Origin of the sequence: Veillonella sp. oral taxon 158, assembly GCF_018376515.1 — a bacterium.
Taxonomy (GTDB): domain Bacteria; phylum Bacillota; class Negativicutes; order Veillonellales; family Veillonellaceae; genus Veillonella; species Veillonella rogosae.
Map to the genome: position 1 here is coordinate 120,186 of NZ_JAHABE010000003.1, position 24,673 is coordinate 144,858.

Genomic DNA, 24,673 nt, shown 5'->3' on the forward strand with positions numbered 1-24,673 from the left:
TTTATTCGTTTGAAATTTCCCCTTTTTTTTCCCATAATTTCCCCGTAGAACACTACAAGATCAATTACGAACAATGTGTTCTCAATAAATTATGAAAAATGTGTTCACAAAAAGATATAAAAGTCAATGGTTTTTATCTTTTTTGTTGTATACAATGAATAGTAATTTGATTTGATTTTATCTGCGTTTTACGTAGGTAAAGAGGAGCTGAAAAATTGACTTTGTCTATAGAATCCTGTAAAATATATATAGATATTTATGAAATTATGTAACATAAATGATTAGTTTCGTGTAAAGGAGTACATATAATGAAGTTCCGTTATTCTCGTATGTTAGCGGCTCTCGTTGTATCAGCTGTTATGGTTGCTGGTTGTGGCAGCAATCAACAGCAGGCAGGCGATGTGAGTGTCAATGCATACAAAATTACTGCCAGTGATGCACAGGTAAATCAAACCTTTGCTGGTACAGTAGTGGCAGAAAACTCTGTAGCGGTACATGCTCGTGTTACTGGTTATGTAGTGGAAAAATTTGTTAAAGGTGGGGAGCAAGTAGTAGCAGGTCAACCACTATATCGCATTGACTCTCGTCAATATGAAGCGAGCCTTGCCAATGCAGAGGCACAAGCAGCACAGGCTAATGCTAACCTTAAAAATGCTGAAGTAGATTTGCAACGTTACGAAACATTGGCTCAACAAGATGCAATTGCTCAGCAACGTGTCGATACGCAACGTAGTACTACTGAACAAGCAAAAGCAGCCTATGAAGCATATCAAGCATCTGTTAAAATCGCTCAAGATAACTTGGGTGATACTATGGTATATGCACCATACTCTGGTACATTGCGTATGGATGATATCGATATGGGCACATTTGTACAAGCTGGTTCTACAACATTGGTTACGATTGATTCCATCGATCCAATCTTTGTTGAGTTCAGCATGACTGAGCAAGAATACCTTGACTTCATGAAAAATCCAACTGGTGATGATTCCAATGGTCCTAATATTCAATTAAAGCTTGCTGATGGTGAAACCTATAATGAACTTGGTTCTATCGTACAAGCGGCGAGAAGCTTAGATCAATCTACAGGCAAGCTCGTATTGAAAGCATCCTTCCCAAATCCTAATCATTTATTGTTGCCAAATATGTATGCAACCGTTATTTCTCCAGGGGAAAAACTTAAAAATGCTATCCTCGTACCAAATCGTGCGATTCTTCAAATTATGGATAAAAACTTCGTCTATGTTGTGAATGCTGATGGTGTCGTAGAGCAAAAAACTGTTGAACTTGGTGGTACCACTGGTGGTGAAACTATTATTAAATCTGGTTTAGCACCTGGCGATACAATCATCGTAGATGGCTTAACTAAGGTTAAGAATGGTGTGAAAGTAAATGCTAAACTACTTTCAAAAGAACAATTAAAAGCTACAAAATAGAAGGGGGCTAGATCGTGTCGAAATTCTTTATTAATCGACCTATCTTTGCCATTGTAATAGCCATTGTTATTACCTTGGTAGGTCTCATTTCTATGATGAACCTTCCGATAGCTCGATATCCACAAATTTCTCCACCTACAGTTCGTGTAAACACTGCCTATACAGGTGCAACGGCTCAAGTTGTTAATGATACGGTAGCCAGTGTTATTGAAACACAAATCGTAGGCGTACAAGATATGGACTATATGACATCTAGTAGCTCTAGTAATGGTAGTTACTCTTTGACTGTTCAGTTCAATCAAGGCACAGATGCCGATATGGATACGGTTAATACACAAAACCGTGTACAAGCAGCACTTGCTCAATTACCTGCAGAGGTACAAGCAGTTGGTGTTACAACTACTAAATCTTCTGGTGATATGGCTATGGTATTTTCCTTGAACTCACCTGATGGTACTTATGATTCTACATTCTTAAAGAACTATGCTACCAACTATATGATGGATGCTATTAAAGCCATTAAGGGTGTCGGTTCTGTACAAGAGTTCGGTTCTGATTATGCTATGCGCATTTGGTTAGATCCAGCGAAGATGCAAAATCTTGGTGTTACCATTTCTGAAGTAACAGCAGCTATTAAGGGACAAAACTTACAGGCTGCTGCAGGTACAGTTGGTCAAAATCCTACTAATGGGGAACAAGCATTTCAATACCCTATCAAAATTGAAGGTCGTCTTGTAACACCTGAACAATTTGGTAATATTGCTATTAAAAGCTCTAATGGTAAGGTATTGCATCTAAAAGATGTTGCTCGCATTCAAATTGGTGCTAAAGGATATGACTTTATTGCTAAGTCCGCACATAAAGAGGTAGCAGGTTTTGCTATTTCCTTACAAAATGATGCGAATGCATTAGAAACTATTGCGAATGTTAAGAAGGTACTAGATGAACAATCTAAATCTTTCCCACCAGATATGCAATATAACGTAGTTGTAGATAATACTAAATTCGTAAGTGCTTCCATTAAAGAGGTAGAGCATACCTTTGTAGAAGCATTGTTACTCGTTCTTATCGTAGTATATGTGTTCCTACAATCTTGGCGATCTACGATCATTCCTATGATTGCTGTTCCAGTATCCTTGCTAGGTACATTTGGTGCTTTCGTATTACTTGATTTCTCTATCAATACGTTAACATTATTCGCCATGGTATTGGCTATCGGCCTCGTTGTTGACGATGCTATCGTAGTAGTAGAAGCGGTAGAGTATGAATTAAAATATAATGGCTTACCTCCGAAAGAGGCGGCTATTAAAGCGATGGAAAATGTACAAGGCCCTGTAATTGGTATCGCCTTTGTATTGGTAGCTGTATTCGTACCAGTTGCCTTCATGGGTGGTATGACAGGTATTCTTTACAAACAGTTTGCATTAACAATCGCTGTATCTGTTGTTATTTCTGCGATTGTTGCCCTTGTATTAACACCAGCACTATGTGCTACGATGTTAAAACCTCACACACCTAAAGAGCGTGAAGATTGGGTACATCGTCAGTTAAATAAATTCAATGCAGGCCTAGAACGTTTCAGCAATTGGTATGGTATCCAATTGGCTCGTTTAAGCCATCGTTTGAGCTTAACCGTTATTGCATTGCTTATCTTTGCGGGGGGAACAGGCTTAGTATTCCACTTCTTGCCTACATCCTTTGTACCTGAAGAGGATAGCGGTTATTACATGATTGCTGTTAATGAGCCGCCAGGTGCCACATCTGAGCGTACTATGGCGACCCTTGAAAAAATTGCTTCCTTCTTAGAAGGTAAAAATGATCCTGAAAAGCCAAAAGATGAGCAATTATTCCAAGAGGTATTTACTGTAGCAGGCTTTGATCTCTTAGGTGGTGGTCAAAAATCAAGTGCAGGTGTAATCTTTGCTACTATGTCTGACTGGAAGTATCGTACAACACAAGCAACATCAATTAATGCCATGGTTGGTCAAACATTTGGCTTTGCTGCTGAAAAGGTACCAGAAGCAACTGTAATTGCTATGAACCCACCATCTATTCCTGGTCTAGGTTCTACAGGTGGTTTCAGCATGTACCTCATTAACAAAGCTGGTGACAGCCCACAAGTTATGGCGGAACGTGCTAATGAATTCTTAGCAGAAGCTCGTAAGAGTCCAGCAATTCGATCTATTTACACTACATTTGATACATCTACACCATCCTTACAATTTGATGTGAATCGTGAAAAAGCGGCTCAAGATGGCGTGGCATTAGCTGATATCTTTACTACATTGCAAGGTTTCTATGGTAGTATTCAAGTCAATGACTTTACTACATATGGTAAAAACTATAAAGTAGTAGTTCAAGCTGAAGACGCTTACCGTCAAAATGCGGAACAGCTTAATATGCTAGCTGTTCGTAATAGCAAGGGCCTTATGGTTCCAGTTTCTAACTATATTACGAAAGAACAAACAGGTACACCGTCTAGTATTACTCGTTTTGATAATGCGATGGCTGTACAAATCGGTGGTTCTCAAGCGAATGGTTACTCCTCTGGTGATGCGATTAATGCATTGAAAGAGGCGGCAGCTAAAACATTACCAGCCGGTTATACATATGACTGGGCAGGTCAATCTCGTGAAGAGTTGAAAGCTGGTTCTCAAACCATCATGATTCTTGGTTTAGGTCTAGTATTTGTATTCTTAATTTTGGCTGCCTTGTATGAATCTTGGAAGGTACCATTTGCCGTATTGTTCTCCGTACCATCTGGTATGATTGGTGCTTCTTTAGTTCCATTCTTGTTGAACTTTACAGGCAGATATTCCTTAGCTAATGATATTTACATGCAGATTGGTCTCTTAACCCTTGTTGGTTTGGCTGCAAAAAATGCGATTTTGATTATTGAGTACGCTAAGATCCGTGTTGACGAACGTGGTATGAACGTTGTTGATGCCGCTATCGAAGCTGCAAAAATTCGTTTACGTCCAATTTTGATGACATCCTTTGCGTTTATCTTTGGTGTATTGCCATTGGCAGTATCTACTGGTGCTGGTTCTGGTGCTCGTACATCCATGGGTATTACTGTAGTAGCAGGGATGACAACAGCAACATTGTTTGGTATCTTTATCATTCCAATGCTGTTCATCATCATTGAAACACTTGGTCCTGGTTTGTTTACAAATCGTAAAAAAGACCATGAATAATTTCCTACATTAGCTGATAATGAGGAATGATAAAAACACGTCATTACATAGTAGTGGCGTGTTTTTTTGTATGTTTTATGGTATAATAATATAGTTAAAAATCGGATTGACCTAGGTCAATATAAAATGTGAAACTAAAAATAAAAGAGGTATATTATGAGTGATGTAAAAACATATGTAGCAGGTCATAAAAGCCCTGATACAGATTCTATTTGTTCTGCTATTTCCTTTGCTAATTTGTTAACACAAATGGGTACACCAGCAACTCCAGTATGTGCAGGTGAAGCAAACAAAGAAACAACATATATTTTGAACCATTTTGGTTTTGAACATCCACAAATCGTTAAAAATTGGGAAGAGTTTGCTCCAGAAGGTGGCAACTTGTACTTAACTGACCACAATGAATCTAAACAAATTATCGATGGTTACAAATCTATGAATATGTGTGGTGTTGTGGATCATCACCGCATTGGTGACTTCGAAACTGATGGTCCTGTATTCATGCGCTTAGAACCAGTAGGTTGCTCCAATACGATCATTACTAAATTGTACATGGAAAATAATCAAGAAATCCCTAAAGCTATTGCAGGCTTGATGTTATCCGCTATCATTTCTGATACTGTATTATTCCGTTCTCCAACATGTACTGAAACAGATAAAGAAATGGCTCACAAATTGGCTGAAATCGCTGGTGTAGATATCGAGTCCTATGGCCTTGATATGTTAAAAGCTGGCGCAGATATTTCTGATTTGACTAATGATGATATCGTTCGTACAGATATGAAAGAATTCTCCGAAGCTGGTAAAACGATTTCTATCGGTCAAATTTCTGTTATGGATACAACTGACGTTTTGGCTAAACAAGGTGAATTAGTACAAGCGTTAGAAGCTCTTCGCAGCGCTAACAACTACGATGCATCTTACATCATGATTACAAACATTCTTGATGAAAGCACTACATTGTTATTCAGCGGAGATGTAGAAGCGGTAGTGACAAAAGCATTCGAAAAAGAAGTTAAAGACAACGGTGTATTCTTATCAAACACTATGTCTCGTAAAAAACAAATCGTACCACCAATCCTTGGTGCTATGAAATAGTATACAAAGGAAAAGAACGTTGCTTGCAACGTTCTTCTTCTCTATGTATAGAGTTTAAATGACTTTAGTTATATATGTAGCTATAACAAATGTTATTTTCATATGTAAAGCTTTAGCTCATAAAGCTCTGGTTGAGTTATTTTTATAACCATTATGTAAGGGCGATTGGGGTGTTCCGATGAATTCATTATTAACAGGTTTAAATAAAGAGCAACAACAAGCCGTACAACATACGGAAGGCCCTTTATTGATTTTAGCCGGTGCTGGATCTGGTAAAACAAAGGTTTTAACAGTTCGTATTGCACATTTGTTGGCACAAGGTGTCAATCCTTATGAAATTTTAGCCATTACCTTTACCAATAAAGCGGCTAAAGAGATGAAAAGCCGTGTAGAAGGTTTAGTAGGGGATGTAGCTAATCGTATTTGGCTCAGTACGTTCCATAGCTTTTGTGCTAAGTTTTTACGATTTGAGTTAAATAATTTCTTAGGGTATAACAGTAACTTTACTATCTACGATACGTCTGATTCTCAAGCTGTTATTAAGGCGGCTTTAAAAGCATTAAATCTCGATGACAAATACTATCCTGTAGGTGCTATGATAGCAGCCATTTCAGACGCAAAGAATAAATTGCTTTTTGCTTCTGATTTTAGAAAACAAGCGAGAGATTTTTACCAGCAAAAGGTGGCCGATGTTTACGAGTATTACGAACGAGAGTTGCGTAAGAATAATGCTCTAGATTTTGATGATCTTTTATTGGTTGCTGTAAAATTATTGCAGTCTAATGAGGCTGTTTTAGATAAATATAGCAAACGTTTCCGTTACGTTATGATCGACGAGTACCAAGATACGAACCATGCTCAATATTTATTGGCTAAATTATTGGCTTCTCATTGGAAGAACATCGCCGTAGTAGGTGATGCTGACCAAAGTATTTACGCTTGGCGTGGTGCAGATATTCAAAATATCTTAGACTTTGAAAAGGATTATCCGAACTGCACATCTATTAAACTAGAACAAAACTATCGTTCTACTAAGATTATCCTTGATGCAGCCAATGCTGTTATCGAGAATAATGAAGGTCGACCAAAGAAAAATCTTTGGACTGACAAGACGGAAGGCGCTAAGATTCAGCACTTTACGGCCCAATCTGAACATGAGGAGGCTGCTTTTATCGGCGATACAATTGCTAAAAAGCACGATATTCACGGTGTTCCTTATGGGGATATGGCCATTTTATATCGTACGAATGCTCAGTCTCGTGTACTTGAAGAGGCACTTATCAAACGTGCTTTGCCATACATAATGGTGGGGGGCACAAAGTTCTACGATCGTAAAGAAATCAAGGATGTATTAGCGTACTTGCGCGTGTTATATAATCCTTTTGATGATTTGAGTCTATTGCGTATTATCAATGTCCCTAAACGAAGTATCGGCGCTACTACTGTGGCCAAACTACAGGACTATGCCCGCGCTAATGGAACGTCTTTATTTATGACCTTAACGCAGCTACACTTGGTAGATTCTATTAAGGGTAAGACAAAAGAAAAGTTAGAAGAGTTTGGCATTCTTATTTTTACACTTGTAGCTGAAATGGAAGACAGAACAGTACTAGATATTCTAGAGTCCATTATAGATAGAACAGGCTATTTAGCCCAGTTGGAAGAAAGTACAGATCCACAAGATCAAGCACGTGCGGAGAATATCGGTGAGCTTTTATCTGTAGCTAAAGACTTCCAAGATACAAATCCATCTGGTACTGTAGAGGATTTCTTAGAACAAGTGGCCCTTGTTAACGATGTTGATTCCTTCGAGCAAGAAGAGTCTAAGGTAACATTGATGACATTGCATGCTGCTAAAGGTTTGGAATTTCCTATTGTATTCTTAGGAGGCTTGGAGGAAGGTTTATTCCCACATAGTCGAACCTTAATGAACCCTGAGGAGATTGAAGAGGAGCGTCGTCTAGCTTACGTAGGTATTACACGGGCAGAGAAGGAATTATATATTTCTAATGCTACGACACGGACCGTATTTGGTCGTACAAGTAGTTATTTACCATCTCGCTTTATCGACGAAATTCCTGAAGAGTTAGTAGATGGTTTGCGTGCTAAGCGTAAAGTACCTGATGATATTAAGCGTCATGTGCCGCAACATATGAGTGTCACAAGTCGACCAGTTACGAAGCCAATTGTTCGCAATGAAGTGATTGCTGACTGGAAGATTGGCGATACTGCCATTCATAGTAAGTGGGGCAATGGCAAGGTTATCAACGTTGCTGGTGAGGGGGCTGGCATGAAGCTGACTATTGAATTCCCAACCCAAGGTGTACGTGTGGTTATGGCTAAATTTGCACCTGTCAAAAAGGGATAAAACTTGTGTATAGCAGTTAACCTCTCTACCTTGCTTGTAAGAAACGTATAGAGTGTTACTGCACAGTAAAAGGGATGTAATATGAATCCGAAAGATAGAATTAAAGAGTTACAACAAGAGCTTACTCATGCACAGTATTTATACTATGTAAAAGATGCTCCTACGATGAGTGACTTTGAATATGATAAAAAATATCGTGAGCTTGTAGATTTAGAAACAGCTCATCCAGAATATATTGTGCCATCTTCTCCAACACAACGTGTAGGTATGAAGGTGGAAGGCTCCTTTGAAAAGGTTGTTCATGGACGTCCTATGTTGAGTCTTTCCAATGTATTCAATGCTGATGAAGTTCGAGCATTTGCTAGTCGCGTAGAAAAGGAATTAGGACATAAGCCATCTGCGTACGTAGTAGAGTTAAAAATTGATGGATTGGCTGTCAATTTGCACTATGAAAATGGCATGTTTGTACGTGCCGTAACGCGAGGTGACGGTCGCGTTGGGGAAGATGTAACCGCTAATGTACGTACTATTAAATCCATTCCTTTATACCTAGAGAATGCACCAGAGTTTATCGAGGTTCGCGGTGAAGCGTATATGCCTCATAGCGAATTTAAACGCATAAATGAAGAACGTGATGAAGAGGGGTTACCAACCTTTGTGAATCCTCGTAATGCTGCGGCAGGCTCTTTGCGTCAACAAGATCCTGCTATTACAGCAAGTCGTAACTTAGCTTTCTTTGCCTATGCTATTGGCTCTGAAGAAGGTGCTAGTATTCATAGTCAAGAGGAGTTACTTAAAAGCTTAGAAAACTTTAAGTTCTCTGTAAATCCTCACTATCGCGTGTGTCAAACTATTGATGACGTTATTGAAACTATCAATTATTGGGAAGAAAAACGCCATGACTTGCCATATGATACTGACGGTATGGTTATTAAAGTAAATAGCTTTGATGATCAAGAGGCACTTGGCAGTACTGCAAAAGATCCTAAGTGGGCTACTGCCTATAAATATCCTCCTGAAGAGGTAGAAACCATTCTTAAGGATATTACGATTAATGTTGGTCGTACAGGCGTTCTCACGCCTACTGGTGAGCTTGAATCTGTATTCGTGTCTGGTACCAATGTGAGTCGTGTAACATTACACAATCAAGACTTTATCAATGAAAAGGACATCCGCATTGGTGACCATGTCATCATTCACAAGGCAGCAGAAATCATTCCGGAAGTTATTCGCGTAGTTCCTGAAAAACGTACTGGTTCCGAAGTGCCTTTCACAATTCCTAATACATGTCCAGTATGCGAATCTCCTACAGTTCGTCGCGAAGGAGAAGCGGCTGTACGTTGTACGAATAAACATTGTCCTGCTATCGAGAAAGAGCAAATCATTCACTTTGCCTCTCGAGATGCTATGAATATTGACGGTTTAGGCCCTAGCATTGTAGAAAACTTAATTAATAATAAGCTAATTGCCAATGTGGTGGATCTATATCATTTAACGGTAGATCAACTAGTTACCATGGACCGAATGGGCAAGAAATCTGCAGAGAACTTAGTAAAAGCTATCGGAGATTCTAAATCTCGTGGTTTAGACCGCGTATTATATGGTCTTGGTATTCGTCTAATTGGTTCTAAAGCAGCTGCAACAATTGCTAATGTTGTGCAATCTATGGAACGGTTCATGACTATTACTAAGGAAGAACTCGTTGCGGTGGAAGAGATTGGTCCCACAATGGCTGATAGTATCGTAGAATATCGTCAAGATCCTGCTCATGCGGCTATTATTGAAGGGTTAACACAAGCTGGCCTCAAGATGACTGTAGATGTTGTAGAAGCTGCAGGCAATCAAATGGACGGGGAAATCGTTGTTCTCACAGGTAAGCTTGAGATTATGGGCCGTAGTGAAGCCGGTAAAATCCTTGAAGCTCATGGGGCAAAGGTTACAGGCTCTGTGTCAAAGAAAACTACACTTGTTGTAGCTGGTGAAGATAGCGGTAGTAAGCTTACGAAAGCCAATGAATTAGGCATTCGCGTCATGAACGAAGAAGAGTTTGTAGAGCTTTTACGCAATCTCGGAGAAATCCAATAGATATACATTCTTATAATGTTTTGAAAATATATATTATTTGCTTTATAATAAATAATTATGAAAGGATGTGTTCCGATGAAAATCAGCCAAGAGGAAATAAAAAAAATCGCCTTGCTTTCACGCTTGGAAGTTAAGGAAGAACATATGGCACATGTAGAAAAAGAGTTGTCCGATATCTTGTCTTATGTTGCTGAACTAGATGCATTAGAGCTTGATGGTGTGGAGCCTATGGCCCATGCAGTACCATTGCATAATGTGCTTAGAGAGGATGAAATGAAACCATCCCTCGATCATGATTTAGCTTTATCTAATGCTCCAGAAGCAGAGGATGGGTACTTTAAAGTACCTCGCGTTGTACAAGAATAGGAGGTTTCGCTGTGGCAACAATTCATGAATTACACAAGAAACTAGTGAATAAAGAAATCAGCGCCGTTGAATTGACGAATGCTGTCATTGCACATAAAGCGAAAGTGGAACCGACTGTACATGCGTACTTATCCGATTCTCATGACCGCGCTTTAGCTACAGCTAAAACTGTAGACGAATTAATTGCTAAAGGTGAAGCTATTTCTCCATTAGCAGGTATTCCTGGTGCCATCAAAGATAATATTTGTATTAAAGACGAGCCTGCAACATGCGCGTCTAAAATGTTAGAAAACTTTGTTCCTCCATATAATGCGACTGTTATCGAACGTTTACAAGATAATCATTATATTAGCCTTGGTAAACTAAACATGGACGAATTTGCTATGGGTGGCTCTACAGAGAATTCTGCATTAGCAAAAACAACTAACCCTTGGAATACTGATTGTGTACCAGGTGGTTCCTCTGGTGGTAGTGCTGCTGCTGTAGCAAGTAGTACTGCTATTTGGGCTCTTGGCTCTGATACAGGCGGTTCCATCCGTCAACCAGCGTCCTTCTGTGGCGTTGTAGGTTTGAAACCAACTTACGGTAATGTATCTCGTTATGGCCTTATCGCCTTTGCATCCTCTTTGGACCAAGTTGGCCCTATTACACGGGACGTAACTGATGCTGCTTTAGTATTAAATGCAATCTCTGGTTATGATGCGAAAGATTCTACATCTATTCCAGGTGCTCGTGTAGATTACACTACGGCGCTCGTAAATGATGTAAAAAATCTTAAAATTGGCGTGCCTAAAGAATTCTTCGGTGAAGGTCTCAATAGCGAAGTTCGCAAAGCTATGGAAGAGGCTATCGAAACGTATAAAAAATTAGGTGCTGAAATCGTAGAGGTTTCCTTGCCTAACTCTAAATATGCTTTGTCTGCGTACTATATCATCGCATTGGCAGAGGCAAGCTCTAACTTGGCTCGTTATGACGGTGTAAGCTATGGTATGCGCGTTGCTGCTGACAATTTAGTAGAAATGTCTACTAAAACTCGTACAGAAGGTTTTGGTCCTGAAGTACAACGTCGTATCTTGTTAGGTACCTATGTATTGAGTGCTGGTTACTATGATGCTTACTACTTGAAAGCATTGAAAGTACGCCGCCTTATTAAAAATGAATTTGATGAAGCTTTCTCCAAAGTGGATTTAATCTTAACACCAACTGCACCTAATACGTCTTATAAATTTGGTGAAAAAGCAAATGATCCATTAGCAATGTACTTAGAAGATATCTGTACAGTACCAGCAAACCTTGCAGGTATCCCAGGTATCAGCATTCCAGCAGGTATGAGCAGCAGCAATTTGCCAATCGGTATGCAATTGCTTGGTCCTGCCATGGGTGAAGAAACATTGTTACGTGCGGCTTTCACATTTGAACAAGCGCGTCCAGACTGTCAATTAGTAGCACCAACTGGGGAGGTTTCTCTATGAGTAGTAAATACGAAACAGTCGTTGGTTTAGAGGTTCATACAGAGCTTAAGACGAAGTCTAAAATCTTCTGTGGTTGTACCACTGAATTCGGCGGCGATCAAAATACACATGTATGCCCAGTGTGCCTTGGCTTACCTGGTGCGATGCCTGTGTTAAATAAACAAGTAGTAGAATTTGCTATTAAAGTAGGTTTAGCATTGAACTGTGAAATCCTTAACTTTAACAAATTTGACCGTAAAAACTACTACTATCCTGATTTGCCTAAAAACTATCAAACATCTCAATATGATTTGCCAATTTGCTTGAATGGTCACTTAGACATCGAAGTAAATGGTGAAACTAAACGCATTGGTATTACGCGTATTCATATGGAAGAAGATGCAGGTAAGCTCGTTCATAGTGGCAACACTATTTCCGATTCCAAATCTTCTAATGTTGACTACAATCGTACTGGTGTACCTCTTCTTGAAATCGTATCTGAACCAGATATTCGTTCCGGTGCAGAGGCGAGAGCATACGTTGAAAAGTTACGTTCTATTTTGCAATATTTAGAAGTATCTGACGGTCGTATGGAAGAAGGTTCTTTGCGTTGTGACTGTAACGTATCCGTACGCCTTCGTGGTACTACAGAGTTCGGTACACGTACAGAAACTAAAAACGTTAATTCCTTAACTGGTATCCAAAAAGCTATCGAGTACGAAGCATTGCGTCAAGCAAAATTAATCGAAGCTGGTGGTAAAGTAGACCAAGAAACTCGTACATGGGATGATGCTCAAGGCATTACTCTTGGTATGCGTAAAAAAGACGCAGAAAACGATTACCGCTACTTCCCAGAACCAGATTTGGTACCAATCGTAATTACAGACGAAAAAATTGAAGAAGAACGCCGTGCATTACCAGAATTACAAGATGCTAAAATTGAACGCTTTGTATCTGAATACGGCTTGCCTCGTGAAGATGCAACGATCCTTACTGTAGCTCGTAAGACTGCAGACTTCTTAGATGCAACTGTAAAAGCTGGTGCAGATCCTAAAACGGTTGCTAACTGGATGCTTGGTGACTTGTCCAAGATGATCAATGAAAATGGCTTAACATTTGCTGAATCTAAAGTAAGCCCTGAAAACTTAGCTGGTATGATTGCCCTTATCGATAAAGGCACTATTTCTGGTAAAATTGCGAAAAAAGTTATTGTATCCATGTGGGAATCCGGCAAGGATGCAGATACTATCGTAAAAGAAGAAGGTCTTGTTCAAATTACAGATACAGGCGCTATTGAAGAAATTGTTAAGCAAGTGATTGCTAACAATCCACAACCAGTGGCAGACTTCAAGAGTGGTAATGGCAAAGCTATTGGCTTCTTAGTTGGTCAAGTTATGAAGGAATCTAAAGGCCGTGCTAACCCTGGTATGGTTAATGAATTACTTCAAAAATTCTTGAATGACTAATCTGTGCGTTAGCATACATTAGCTATAAACAATACCAATACAATACATCCCCTATAGATATATGAATTTATATCTATAGGGGATATTTATTTGTATTTTTTTAGTTAAAATATGATATAATAAGTTGTATAAAATTAATTATTATTTGGTCATATAGAGGAATTAACTATGTCTGATCAACAGAATATACATAACAATCAAAATACATATAAAAATAGTCAACAAGGTAGTAGTTTTGACGGCAACACGCGAACTACTGAACCTAATACGCGCGTATTATCCGCTGATGAGCGCCGAGACTTTGATGGGGTAACTATCGAAGAGGTAGGTGATTCTGTGCACGTTGATTCAACGCCAACTTATATGGATGAAGAGCGTCAACGTTACGAACAATATAATCAATATGGGCCGCAAGTTAAGGTGTATAGCTTTAATAGTACCAGTTGGCTTAGTCGCATCATCTTGATTATCATTTTAGCCGTTGTATTAGCGGCAGTAGTTTTCTTTGGTGGCATCATCCTATCCGTAGTAGGTGTTGTCATTTTAGTGGGTGCTATTGTTTCCTTTATCTTTGGGCTCTTTTAATGGTATAATACATATATTATGACTAGACGGTGGCTGAGCCATTCGATGATTTAAAGGGGACATATGAACGTAGTTTTATCCACATTAAACTCAAAATTTATACATTCCTCCCTGGCTTTGCGTTATCTCAAAGCCTATGGGCAGGCTCACGGACAGGCATACGATATAGTAGAATATACTATTAATATGCCTGTTTTACATATTCTTAGCGATATTACAGAGCGCAATATAGATGTATTGGGCTTTGCTTGCTATATCTGGAATATTGAAATGACCTTACATGTGGTGGCCATGGTAAAAGCAGTTCGACCAGATATTAAAATTATCTTAGGCGGTCCAGAGGTATCTTTCACTGCTGATGAAATTCTAAATCGTTGCCATGCTGTAGATTATGTTGTACAAGGCGAAGGGGAAGAAGCCTTTTATAAACTCATTAGCGAACTAACAAATGGCAAGGATGGCCTTACAGAGGAAATTGCTGGCGTTCGTGGCCGCCATATTTCGGGCCAGCTTATGGGCTCTACTGAAACAGTAGAGGTAAAGGATCTAAGTACTATACCGTTCCCATACGTGGAAGAAGATATGGTCGATTTAGAACATAAAATCATCTACTATGAATCCTCTCGAGGATGTCCATTCTCCTGTCAGTATTGTTTATCTGGCAACAAAAATACGGTTCGATTCTTTCCACAAGAAAGAACATTAAAAGAATTACAATGGTTTATCGACCATAAGGTAAAGCAAGTTAAATTTGTGGATCGCACTTTTAATTGTGCACCACATCATCATCGTCCATTGATGGAATTTATGCGTGATGCTGATACAGAGACTAACTTCCATTTAGAAATGGAACCTGAGCTCATGACGGAATGGGAAACAACTATTCTCTGTGAAACACCACCAGGGCGTATTCAAATCGAAGTGGGTGTACAAAGTACTCATAAGAAAACCTTAGATGCTATTAACCGATATAACGATTGGCCGTATATTCAAAAGGCAATTCGTCCTATTATTGAGGCGGGCCGCACACATGTACATATGGATCTAATTGTAGGCTTACCTTACGAAAATAAAGCGCGATTTGGATTATCCTTCAATGATTTATTTAGTTTACAACCTCATGCGCTGCAAATAGGATTCTTGAAATTACTTAAAGGATCTGGTGTACGCCGCATGGAGGAATACCAATATATTAGTGATCCTTTAGCGCCATATGAGGTACTCACTACTCATGTATTACCTTATAAAGATATACGCTTCTTAAAGTACTTTGAAGATGTATTTGAACGCTTCTATAATAGTGAGCGTTTTAGAACCGTCTTTGGCTATATTGGTAGCAAGCTCATAAAGGAACATACTGACACATCTATAACTGGTGAAGATGCAGCAACAAATCATATACCACCTATGAAAAAGTATGATCCTTCTAAAGTGGAGCCTAAAAAAGATGCCTTTTCTTATTTCTGTGAAATGACACAGGCTTGGCTTGATTCTGGAAATCATAAGGTTAATTTAAAAGACATTGATCAAATCGAGTTCTTATATAATTTCTTCTTGTCTAAGGGCGATAATGTGGCGGCTGAATTACTACAGTACGATACTCTTGTAAGTTATCGTGGTAAGGTTCGGAGCGAAGCCGTTGGTTTGCCGAAGCAGACAAAGGAACTTTTACAAGAAGGAGAATCATTCTGGCGCAACGAAGAGATTGCATCTCAGTATATTCCAAACTATACCTTCAAAGAATGGCGTAAGATTCGCCAACAATATGTGGAAATGCCAATGTCTGAAGACACGGCACATGTATTAGGTATAGAGAATGTACCTAATGCACCATTTACAGTCGTTATCGACGTTAATAAAGAGGTAAAACCTTTTATACGTTCTGAAATAGAGGCTTGTTAAATTTCACAAGCGATGATTGGTTAGTTAAATAGGAGTGTTATGACCGATACAACGAGACCAAAACGATACCGCATGGTATCTAAATATTATAAAGAAACCTATGGGGAAAAGGTTTATAAACTGCCTGTGGCGTTGCCGCTAACTTGTCCTAATCGAGATGGCTCAGCCGGCGTAGGGGGCTGCACCTTTTGTGGTGAAATTGGTGCCGGTTATGAAAATCGTCCTGCGTGGATGACAGTGCGTATGCAACTCGAGGAAAACATTGCTCACATAGGCCCTAAATACAAGGCGAAAAAATTCATACCTTATTATCAAAACTTCAGTAATACATACTTGAGTCTTGATGATTTTAAAAGCTATATGGAGCAAGGTTGTATCGACGAGGCCGTAGGTATCGCCATTGCAACGAGACCAGATTGTATTGCCGATGAATACCTAGACATATTGGCAGATATCAGAGATCGTTTTCAAAAGGATATCTATATCGAATTAGGCCTACAAACTGTTAATTATGATACGTTAGAGAAAATTAATCGAGGCCATGATTTAGCCCAGTTTATTGATGCCGTACTGCGCATTAAGCGCTACGGATTTAACGTTACCACACATATGATTGTTAATCTTCCATGGGATACTATGAAAGATACAATCGAAGGGGCCCGTATCTTATCAGCCCTCGGTGTGGATCAAGTTAAATTACATGCCTTATATATCGTTAAAAATACATTGATGGCCAAGTGGTACCAAGAAGGTCAGTTCACCTTAATCAGTGCAGAAGAATATGCTGACCGCGTAGTCAACTTTGTCCGTCATTTACACCCTGACATTGTATTGCAGCGTCTTGTTGGACGAGCACCTGAAGATAATACGCTCTTTACAAATTGGTCTATGGGTTGGTGGCGCGTACAAGATTTAATTGATGATAAGTTAGACGAACTGGATGCACATCAAGGTGATCTTTGTGATTACCTCAATGGTAAAGCAGTTCGTAAGTTTATAGACTAGGAGGTTGTATGAGCGAACAAGTATTTACATTTCCTACATATGACCTAGCACAATCCATACTAGGTCAACATAATCGTTATTTACATATGATGCTTGAGGTTATCTCTGCTGATGTAGTAGCTCGTGGAGATACGGTAGTTATCAAGGGGGATGAGGACCAAGTCAATGCCCTCTATCGCACTCTTGAAGAATTAGTGTTCCTCTACCGTGAAGGCAGTACTATTACAGAGTCTCAAGTACGCATTGCCGCTAAACTTGTAGCGAACGGTAAAGCCGATGCGGTACATAATATGTTTGAAGATACGCTATCCGTTAATATGCGGGGTAAAAATATTACGCCTAAAACGGAAGGTCAGAAGTACTATGTAGATAGCATTCGTAAAAATACCATAACCTTTGGTATTGGCCCTGCAGGTACAGGTAAAACCTTTTTAGCAGTAGCTTTGGCAGCTTTCTACTTGAAGAACCGTAATGTAGATAAAATCATTTTAACTCGTCCTGCTGTAGAGGCTGGGGAGCGCTTAGGTTTCTTACCTGGTGAATTACAAGATAAAGTGGATCCATATTTAAGACCTCTTTATGATGCATTACATGAAATGTTTGGCATCGAGCAAGTACAACGCTTTATGGAGCGCGGTACCATTGAGGTAGCACCACTAGCGTACATGCGTGGTCGTACCTTAGAAAATGCCTTTGTTATTCTTGACGAAGCGCAAAATACGACGGCTGAACAGATGAAGATGTTCTTAACTCGTTTAGGCAACAATTCTAAAATGGTCGTAAACGGCGATAAAACGCAAATTGACTTGCCGCCACGTGTCGTATCAGGTCTTGGTGAGGCTGAAAAGGTATTGCGACATGTATCGGGCATTAATATGGTTTACTTTAGCGATCAAGACGTTGTGCGTCATGATTTAGTAGGCCGCATTGTAAAAGCTTACGATGCGTACCATGAGCGTAAATTAGCAGGTGATAATACAACGACGACTGATGCATCTGCAGAGAATGTAGCGAAAGGGTAAGTATGTACATACATATTAGCTATGATGAAGGAATTCAAGAGGATTCTAATATAGAGGCCATTATCCGTAAGGTTTGTGACGAAGTGAGTCGCGTATACGGTCTTGAAGAAGATGAAATGAGTATTTTGCTGTGTGATAATGCAAAGATTCACGAGCTTAATAAAGAATATCGCGGTATCGATAGACCTACTGATGTATTGTCCTTTGCCCTTAATGAAGGGGACGATTACGAAGGCAGTGAAGAGGAACATCATTTACTAGGTGATATGATTATTTCCTTAGAGCGCACTCGTGAGCAGGCTATTGAATATGGACATAGTTTTGAACGCGAATTGGCGTACTTAACGACTCATAGTTGTTTGCATATTTTAGGCTATGACCATATGAACGACGAAGATAAAAAAGAGATGCGTACAGAGGAAGAATTTATCCTTGGCAATCTTGGTTATGTGCGGGAGGATGCACCTTATAATGAATAACAACGAACATTTCAAATCTGGCTTTGTAGCCGTTGTAGGTCGACCAAATGTTGGTAAATCTACCTTAATTAATGCTATTATTGGTGATAAAATAGCTATCGTATCCGATAAGGCTCAAACAACTCGTAACCGTATCATCTGCGTATATACAGACGAAGCAAAACAAATCGTATTTATGGATACACCAGGTGTGCATAAACCAAAACATAAATTAGGTGAATTCATGGTAGATGCAGCTATCGAGTCTTTAAAAGAAACAGAAGCCGTTTTATTTGTAGTAGCAGGCAATGAAAAACGCGGTCCTGGGGATAACTTTATTATTGAACAATTACAACGCGTAAAAGTTCCTGTATTCTTGGTAGTTAACAAGATCGATACTCTTAAAAAAGAAGAGCTTTTAGAAGCTATCGTATCTTATCAAAATGCTTATCCATTTGCTGGTGTTATTCCAATTTCTGCAAAAGATAAAGAAAACTTACCAGAGATTCTTAAGGTACTAGAAGAAACTTTACCTGAAGGTCCACAATATTTCCCAGAGGACATGATTACAGACCAACCAGAACGCCTTATCATTTCCGATATCGTACGGGAAAAAATCTTGTTAGCTACTCGTGATGAAATTCCTCATGCTATCGCGGTAGACGTAGATGAAATGAAAACTCGCGATGATGGTACGACCTATATTCGCGCTACCATTTATTGCGAACGAGACTCTCAAAAGGGTATCATCATCGGTAAAAAAGGTGCTCTATTGAAACAACTCGGTGCTGAGGCGCGTGCAGATATTCAAAAGCTATTAGCCACAAAGGTATACTTAGATCTTTGGGTTAAAGTTAAAAAGGATTGGCGCAATAAATCTGGTATGTTATCTGAACTTGGGTATCGAAAATAATTTGATATAATATAGAAATAAAGTATTTCCAGAGTTAGATGAAAGGAATAGTAATGGATAGTGTAGATGGCCTGTTACCCATAGGGTTTGGTCTTTTATGTATTGTTTTAATTAACTTTTTTGTGGTCGCAAAGTTCTCCTTTGCCCGCCTTCGCAAAGAACATGTAGAGGATATGGATATCCTCTTAGAAAAGGATAGAGAGTTTTTATTAAAGCTATATCAAAATCCTGAGTATTTCTTAAATACTACGCAGTTTTTGATTTTATTCTTTATCTTAGCCCTTGCAGGCACTGGTACATTTGTATTCGATAATATTGTAGATCAGTTAGTCGCTGTTCTTAATGTACATAGTAAGTGGATGCACTTTGTACTAGATATCGTATTATTGCTATTAATTAGCTTAATCGTTTTAATCTTTGGTGAAATCGTACCTAAAGCATTGGGCCTTTCGTTCCCAACAAAGTACGTAAATACCTATAGCCGCATCGTAGTAGCGGCAGGTAAATTAGTATATCCATTTATTTGGATTGCTAGTAAAATCTCCAATGTTATTTTAGGCTTTTACAAAACAAAATATTTAACAGAGCTAGACCTTGTGTACTCTGAGGAAGAAATTCGAATGATGATTTCTCGAAGTCACGAAGAAGGTCAGTTAGACCAAGTAGAGTCTGAACTCATCGATAATGTATTTAACTTTGTTGATCGTATGGCAAAAGAGGTTATGGTACCTCGCCAAGACGTGGATTGCGTATTTGTGGAAGATGGTTATGATGAAGCGATGAAGGTTATTCGCTCTAAAGTCCATACTCGTTATCCACTCTGCGTAGAGGATAAGGATCACATCATCGGTCTCGTTCATATTAAAGACTTAATGGAACGTCCTAACCAAGCACGTAAAGATTTACGCAATGTAAAACGGGATATTTTGACTGTTCCTGAAGTCATGAAGTTGTCCACATTGTTACAGTACATGAGAACACGCCGTATTTATCAAGCTGTAGTAGTAGATGAATATGGTGGTATGGTTGGTCTCGTAGGTCTTGAAGATATTATTGAAGAATTAGTTGGTGATATTCAAGACGAGCATGAGCCGCATTTACCGGCTACGATGTCCTATGCAGATGGTTCCTTTGAGTTTGATGGCAAGGTCCTCGTAGATGAAGTAGAAGAGATTATGAATATTGAAATTGATAATTCTGACTCTGATACAATTGGGGGCTACGTCTTTGGTTTGTTAGAACGTACACCAATCGTTGGTGATACAGTAGATGCTCATGGCTATACCTTTGAAGTAACTCAAATGCAAGGCTATCGTATTTCTCGCATCAAAGTAACACCTATACCAGTAGAGGAAGCAACGGAAGAAGAAAATGAAGAAGCTTAATGGTGGCTTCAATACACCGGCCATCGTAATCAGTCGAAAAAAGTATAAGTTATACTCAGTGTTTACGTTTATTACCCCTAGTTTGGGGATTATTAGAGCATCAATACCACATAAGCGAATGATGACTATGCGTAACAGTTCATATCTACGTCCTTTTAGCGCTATGTATATTACAGTCGTACCTGATGGAGAATATGTAAATGTTACGCAAATCGATGGTTCCTATGTGGTAGAATCGTTAGACGTAAATCTAGATAACATCGCTTATGCTGCCGTAGCGAGCGAGCTCATTCAAGAGCTATTTGCTATGTATGATGTAGACAGTAAGGTCTTTGATACCGTTGTAAATTACTCCAAGCAAATTCGTCGCCGCAATGTACAATTAGGAACGATCATGCTTGGGTGGCAACTATTATCTCTTGCCGGTATTGTGCCAAGTGCCAATGCTTTTACTCATCAAGATGGCATTGATCCATTCTGGTTGCAGGTACGAGAAACGACAAATCTTAGTATTTCTCCTTCTGTAAAAGCTGGATTACCACACATTCTCGCTTACCAGTGGGGCGAAGATACGCCTATAGAACTTCCTAAAACAATATGGAAGGAACTAGAAAAATTACTATTTGCATACTGTGAGCAAGAAATCGGTAAACCATTGCAAAGCGTAAAGTTTTTGAACTCTATCATTTAAATATAAAGGCACCAAGCATAATCTTGGTGCTTTTTCTGTATCTATAGTCACATATGAAAAAATATAATAGTAATAGACAAATGTACATTCCTAGTTGACTATATAAATAAATATTATTTATAATGAAATAATATTTATATTATATGTTATATGTTATATGGGAGGTCATTATGCAGCTTTTGGGTAATCTCAAAATCCACTTTTTAGCGCTCGTATTAACCGTAGCCGCTGAATATGTGGGCATCAAGAAACTAGGTCCTGTTGTACTATTACCATTATTGTACACATTGATTCTAGGTTTATTAATTTCTATTCCTAAGTTCAAAATTCTTACGATTGAACAAATGGAAAAATCTGCTGATTATATCGGTATTGCCGTTATGATCTTGATGGTAAAAGTAGGTCTTGGTATCGGTCCAAATCTCGGTATTCTAACAAGTGCTGGTTGGGCATTATTATTACAAGAACTTGGTCACTTCTTCGGTACTATCATCTTCGGTTTACCTGTAGCTTTGTTAGTTGGCATGCGCCGTGAAGCAGTAGGTGCTTGTTACTCTGTAGACCGTGAGCCAAACGTAGCGATCATCATCGATAAATTCGGCTTTAGCTCTCCAGAGGGCCGTGGCGTTATGGGCATGTACATCTGTGGCGTTCTTATCGGTGCTATGTGGTCCTCTGTATTAGCAGGTATGTTAGCTCAATCTGGTTGGTTCCATCCTTTAGCACTTGCCATGGGCGCAGGCGTAGGTAGTGCTAGTATGATGGCCGCTGCTACCGCGCCTATCGTTGCAGTATACCCTGAGTTTGAACAACAAATTATGGCACTCGCTGGGGCAGCAAACTTGTTGACTACAGTACTAGGCGTATACTTCGGTCTATTTATTTCCTTACCAGTAATGGAAAAATCTTACAACTTCTTTACTGGTCGTACACGTGAACAAGATTTAGCAGAGGAGGCAGCACGTCATGAGTAAAAGCGAAAAAATTACACAATTTGTCATCGTCATCTGTATTGCTGCTATCATTACTGCAGTAGGTAATGTAATGGACGGTAAACACCTATTTGGTGATAGCTTGGTAGGTGTAGCTATCTTAGCTGGTCTTGCTACTATTGGTGCTATGATTTCTTACTTGCCATATGCGAATAAATTCCCTATGGTATTCTGGGTATCTCTAGTTGGCGTTCTTGCATCCTTACCTGGTATGCCTGGTCAAGAATGGATTATTGCTAAAACTAACCAAGTTACATTCCTTGCTACTACAACACCTGTACTTGCTTATGCAGGTCTATCCTTAGGTAAAGACCTCGGTGCTTTCCGCCGCTTGTCTTGGCGTATTATTCCAGTTGCATTAGCAGTAACAGCAGGTACTTTCATCTGTGCAACAGCATTAGCACAATTCGTACTTCACTTAGAAGGTTTAATTTAGGAGCTGATTAGCCGTATGACAAAAGAAGAAGTAAAACAACGTGTTTGTGAAGCCATTGTAGCGGCACAACCACGTTTACGTGAAATAGCTGAGTCCATTATGGCTGAGCCTGAACTCGGTTATAAAGAGGTAAAGACCTCTAAGAAAGTACGGGATATGTTTGATGAGCTCGGCATTCCCTATACTACTGAACACGCTCTTACAGGCGTAAAAGGGCGTATGAAAGGCCGTGATAGCAAATATACAGTTGCTATGATTGGTGAACTAGATGCCATTCTTTGTCCGCGCCATCCTCGTGCTGATGATTTAACGGGTGCAGCACATTGCTGTGGCCATAATATTCAAATTACCAATATGTTTGCCGTAGCTATGGGCTTGCAATCTGTTATGGATGAACTTGCTGGCGATGTAGTTTTATTTGCTGTTCCAGCCGAAGAAATGATCGAAGTTGATTACCGCAATAAATTGCGTGAACAAGGCAAGATTAAATACATGGGCGGTAAACAACAGCTTATTTACGAAGGTGCATTTGACGATATCGACATGGCTATGCAAATGCATGTGGAAACGGCCAAGACACCTGCTGGTGAAATGGGCCTAGGTAGTACATCTAATGGTTTTGTTGCTAAATTAATCGAATACCATGGTAAAGTAGCACATGCAGCAGCGGCGCCTCACGAAGGGATTAATGCACTTAATGCTGCCTTGATGGGCGTTATGGGTGTGAACTCCATTCGTGAAACTTTCAAAGAAAGCGACTATTTCAGATTCCATCCAATCATCAACCAAGGCGGTACATTGGTTAACTGTGTGCCTGACTATGTTCAAGTTGAAAGTTACGTTCGCGCCTCTAATATTGAGGCCATCGTAAATGGCAACCATCGTGTAAACCGTGCGTTAAAGGCTGGTGGCGACGCAGTAGGAGCCACTTGCGTTATTAAGGATTTGCCAGGTTATTTACCGATGAGAAACGATGCTCGTATGAACGAAATGTTACGCCAAAACTCTAATCCATTATTTGGTGAAGAAAATGTATTCCAAGGCGATCATATGACGGCAAGTACAGATATGGGTGACGTATCTCACTTGATGCCTGTTATCCATCCTTGGGTTGGCTGTATTAATGGTGTACTGCACAGCGCAGAATACGAAATCTCTGTACCGGATGTAGCATACATAAAAACAGCACAAGCATTGGCTATGACAATCGTAGATTTATTATACGATGATGCTGTAGGTGCTAAAGATGTATTAGATAACTTTACACCAGCATTAAACAAACAAAGCTATATTGAACTCTTAGATAATATTGCTAAGGGTGAATAAAATAAACCACCTATCGAAGATGATTTGATTATCTTTGGTAGGTGGTTTACAATTTATTTATATAACTATAATGATTTGTTTAAGTCTATTCCTTATATACTAACGTATATATTAGTATATTTTCGAGGAGATTATGAACGAGAATCTTGCTTTACTACTAGCTATCTTATATCTAATCTATAGATTTAAGACATATAAAAAAACAAATAAAATAATAGAAGACAGAATAGAAAATGTTCACAAGCCATACTTTAAACGTGTACAAGATGTTTTAGGGTGTTCTGAAGAAGAGGCAGAAAAGGTCGGATTAGCATTAAACAAATATTTTGTACCCTTAGAAAGTAAATTCTATAAAATTGATGATAGTACTTACTCATTTATTGATGCAGGTGGCCTTAAAGGAACATTTTCAATAGATCAAAACTATAATTTATTGACATTAGTTTATAACAATGTTGATTTACTAGCTTTACATCAGAAGAATTAAGGAG

At 39.1% G+C, this 24,673-nt stretch carries 20 protein-coding genes; all 20 read left to right on the top strand.

The window, feature by feature from the left end; all coding sequences use genetic code 11:
- Positions 1–308 precede the first annotated feature (308 nt).
- The gene (locus KH364_RS02975; protein WP_009351379.1) at positions 309–1,436 is read left to right on the top strand and encodes an efflux RND transporter periplasmic adaptor subunit; all 1,128 of its coding nucleotides are present in this window, start codon (positions 309–311) and stop codon (positions 1,434–1,436) included.
- A gap of 14 nt (positions 1,437–1,450) precedes the next feature.
- Positions 1,451–4,633 carry a multidrug efflux RND transporter permease subunit gene (locus KH364_RS02980; protein WP_273298534.1) on the top strand — a complete coding sequence of 1,061 codons (3,183 nt, stop codon included), beginning with the start codon at positions 1,451–1,453 and terminating at the stop codon, positions 4,631–4,633.
- Positions 4,634–4,789: 156 nt separating this feature from the next.
- Positions 4,790–5,731, top strand: a complete 942-nt coding sequence (locus KH364_RS02985) for a manganese-dependent inorganic pyrophosphatase (RefSeq protein ID WP_009351320.1) — start codon at positions 4,790–4,792, stop codon at positions 5,729–5,731.
- Positions 5,732–5,909: 178 nt separating this feature from the next.
- Positions 5,910–8,099, top strand: coding sequence for a DNA helicase PcrA (pcrA, locus tag KH364_RS02990; protein WP_009351371.1), 2,190 nt, complete (start codon positions 5,910–5,912; stop codon positions 8,097–8,099).
- Positions 8,100–8,180: 81 nt separating this feature from the next.
- Positions 8,181–10,184, top strand: a complete 2,004-nt coding sequence (ligA, locus tag KH364_RS02995; protein ID WP_009351357.1) for an NAD-dependent DNA ligase LigA — start codon at positions 8,181–8,183, stop codon at positions 10,182–10,184.
- A 75-nt stretch (positions 10,185–10,259) separates the two neighbouring features.
- The gene (gene gatC, locus KH364_RS03000) at positions 10,260–10,550 is read left to right on the top strand and encodes an Asp-tRNA(Asn)/Glu-tRNA(Gln) amidotransferase subunit GatC (RefSeq protein ID WP_054747600.1); all 291 of its coding nucleotides are present in this window, start codon (positions 10,260–10,262) and stop codon (positions 10,548–10,550) included.
- A gap of 11 nt (positions 10,551–10,561) precedes the next feature.
- Positions 10,562–12,022 carry an Asp-tRNA(Asn)/Glu-tRNA(Gln) amidotransferase subunit GatA gene (gatA, locus tag KH364_RS03005; RefSeq protein ID WP_105081201.1) on the top strand — a complete coding sequence of 487 codons (1,461 nt, stop codon included), beginning with the start codon at positions 10,562–10,564 and terminating at the stop codon, positions 12,020–12,022.
- Complete coding sequence (gene gatB, locus KH364_RS03010; RefSeq protein WP_273298539.1) at positions 12,019–13,467, top strand: Asp-tRNA(Asn)/Glu-tRNA(Gln) amidotransferase subunit GatB; 1,449 nt, start codon at positions 12,019–12,021, stop codon at positions 13,465–13,467. The genes gatA and gatB overlap by 4 nt, the downstream gene beginning before the upstream one ends.
- Positions 13,468–13,635: 168 nt before the next feature.
- Positions 13,636–14,052, top strand: a complete 417-nt coding sequence (locus KH364_RS03015; protein ID WP_009351350.1) for a hypothetical protein — start codon at positions 13,636–13,638, stop codon at positions 14,050–14,052.
- 63 nt (positions 14,053–14,115) lie between these two features.
- On the top strand, positions 14,116–15,954 hold the full coding sequence (locus KH364_RS03020; RefSeq protein WP_273298542.1) for a B12-binding domain-containing radical SAM protein: 1,839 nt from the start codon (positions 14,116–14,118) through the stop codon (positions 15,952–15,954).
- Positions 15,955–15,993: 39 nt separating this feature from the next.
- Positions 15,994–16,959, top strand: a complete 966-nt coding sequence (locus tag KH364_RS03025) for a TIGR01212 family radical SAM protein (RefSeq protein ID WP_009351340.1) — start codon at positions 15,994–15,996, stop codon at positions 16,957–16,959.
- Between the two features lie 8 nt (positions 16,960–16,967).
- Positions 16,968–17,981 carry a PhoH family protein gene (locus KH364_RS03030; protein WP_273298545.1) on the top strand — a complete coding sequence of 338 codons (1,014 nt, stop codon included), beginning with the start codon at positions 16,968–16,970 and terminating at the stop codon, positions 17,979–17,981.
- Positions 17,982–17,983: 2 nt separating this feature from the next.
- Entirely contained in the window at positions 17,984–18,460 is a 477-nt protein-coding gene (gene ybeY, locus KH364_RS03035) for an rRNA maturation RNase YbeY (RefSeq protein ID WP_009351321.1), read from the top strand.
- The gene (era, locus tag KH364_RS03040) at positions 18,453–19,352 is read left to right on the top strand and encodes a GTPase Era (RefSeq protein ID WP_273298547.1); all 900 of its coding nucleotides are present in this window, start codon (positions 18,453–18,455) and stop codon (positions 19,350–19,352) included. Before ybeY ends, era begins: the two co-directional genes overlap by 8 nt.
- Positions 19,353–19,405: 53 nt before the next feature.
- Positions 19,406–20,737 (top strand): hemolysin family protein, encoded by a 1,332-nt coding sequence (locus KH364_RS03045; RefSeq protein WP_273298549.1) that lies wholly within the window; start codon positions 19,406–19,408, stop codon positions 20,735–20,737.
- Positions 20,724–21,428 (top strand): DNA repair protein RecO C-terminal domain-containing protein, encoded by a 705-nt coding sequence (locus tag KH364_RS03050; RefSeq protein ID WP_273298551.1) that lies wholly within the window; start codon positions 20,724–20,726, stop codon positions 21,426–21,428. The genes KH364_RS03045 and KH364_RS03050 overlap by 14 nt, the downstream gene beginning before the upstream one ends.
- A gap of 170 nt (positions 21,429–21,598) precedes the next feature.
- Positions 21,599–22,402, top strand: a complete 804-nt coding sequence (locus KH364_RS03055; RefSeq protein ID WP_009351322.1) for a DUF3100 domain-containing protein — start codon at positions 21,599–21,601, stop codon at positions 22,400–22,402.
- Complete coding sequence (locus tag KH364_RS03060) at positions 22,395–22,856, top strand: hypothetical protein (RefSeq protein WP_273298553.1); 462 nt, start codon at positions 22,395–22,397, stop codon at positions 22,854–22,856. The genes KH364_RS03055 and KH364_RS03060 overlap by 8 nt, the downstream gene beginning before the upstream one ends.
- A 6-nt stretch (positions 22,857–22,862) precedes the next feature.
- Positions 22,863–24,182, top strand: a complete 1,320-nt coding sequence (locus KH364_RS03065; RefSeq protein WP_316056839.1) for an amidohydrolase — start codon at positions 22,863–22,865, stop codon at positions 24,180–24,182.
- A gap of 133 nt (positions 24,183–24,315) precedes the next feature.
- A complete protein-coding gene (locus tag KH364_RS03070) occupies positions 24,316–24,669 on the top strand; it encodes a hypothetical protein (RefSeq protein ID WP_273298557.1) in 354 nt (117 codons plus the stop codon).
- The last annotated feature ends 4 nt before the right edge of the window (positions 24,670–24,673 follow it).

What these genes read in the sequence shown, in the direction of transcription:
- KH364_RS02975 (WP_009351379.1), top strand. Translation starts at nt 309, where the DNA reads ATGAAGTTCCGTTATTCTCGTATGTTAGCGGCTCTCGTTGTATCAGCT.
- KH364_RS02985 (WP_009351320.1), top strand. Translation starts at nt 4,790, where the DNA reads ATGAGTGATGTAAAAACATATGTAGCAGGTCATAAAAGCCCTGATACA.
- pcrA (WP_009351371.1), top strand. Translation starts at nt 5,910, where the DNA reads ATGAATTCATTATTAACAGGTTTAAATAAAGAGCAACAACAAGCCGTA.
- ligA (WP_009351357.1), top strand. Translation starts at nt 8,181, where the DNA reads ATGAATCCGAAAGATAGAATTAAAGAGTTACAACAAGAGCTTACTCAT.
- gatC (WP_054747600.1), top strand. Translation starts at nt 10,260, where the DNA reads ATGAAAATCAGCCAAGAGGAAATAAAAAAAATCGCCTTGCTTTCACGC.
- gatB (WP_273298539.1), top strand. Translation starts at nt 12,019, where the DNA reads ATGAGTAGTAAATACGAAACAGTCGTTGGTTTAGAGGTTCATACAGAG.
- KH364_RS03015 (WP_009351350.1), top strand. Translation starts at nt 13,636, where the DNA reads ATGTCTGATCAACAGAATATACATAACAATCAAAATACATATAAAAAT.
- KH364_RS03020 (WP_273298542.1), top strand. Translation starts at nt 14,116, where the DNA reads ATGAACGTAGTTTTATCCACATTAAACTCAAAATTTATACATTCCTCC.
- KH364_RS03025 (WP_009351340.1), top strand. Translation starts at nt 15,994, where the DNA reads ATGACCGATACAACGAGACCAAAACGATACCGCATGGTATCTAAATAT.
- KH364_RS03030 (WP_273298545.1), top strand. Translation starts at nt 16,968, where the DNA reads ATGAGCGAACAAGTATTTACATTTCCTACATATGACCTAGCACAATCC.
- ybeY (WP_009351321.1), top strand. Translation starts at nt 17,984, where the DNA reads ATGTACATACATATTAGCTATGATGAAGGAATTCAAGAGGATTCTAAT.
- era (WP_273298547.1), top strand. Translation starts at nt 18,453, where the DNA reads ATGAATAACAACGAACATTTCAAATCTGGCTTTGTAGCCGTTGTAGGT.
- KH364_RS03045 (WP_273298549.1), top strand. Translation starts at nt 19,406, where the DNA reads ATGGATAGTGTAGATGGCCTGTTACCCATAGGGTTTGGTCTTTTATGT.
- KH364_RS03050 (WP_273298551.1), top strand. Translation starts at nt 20,724, where the DNA reads ATGAAGAAGCTTAATGGTGGCTTCAATACACCGGCCATCGTAATCAGT.
- KH364_RS03055 (WP_009351322.1), top strand. Translation starts at nt 21,599, where the DNA reads ATGCAGCTTTTGGGTAATCTCAAAATCCACTTTTTAGCGCTCGTATTA.
- KH364_RS03060 (WP_273298553.1), top strand. Translation starts at nt 22,395, where the DNA reads ATGAGTAAAAGCGAAAAAATTACACAATTTGTCATCGTCATCTGTATT.
- KH364_RS03070 (WP_273298557.1), top strand. Translation starts at nt 24,316, where the DNA reads ATGAACGAGAATCTTGCTTTACTACTAGCTATCTTATATCTAATCTAT.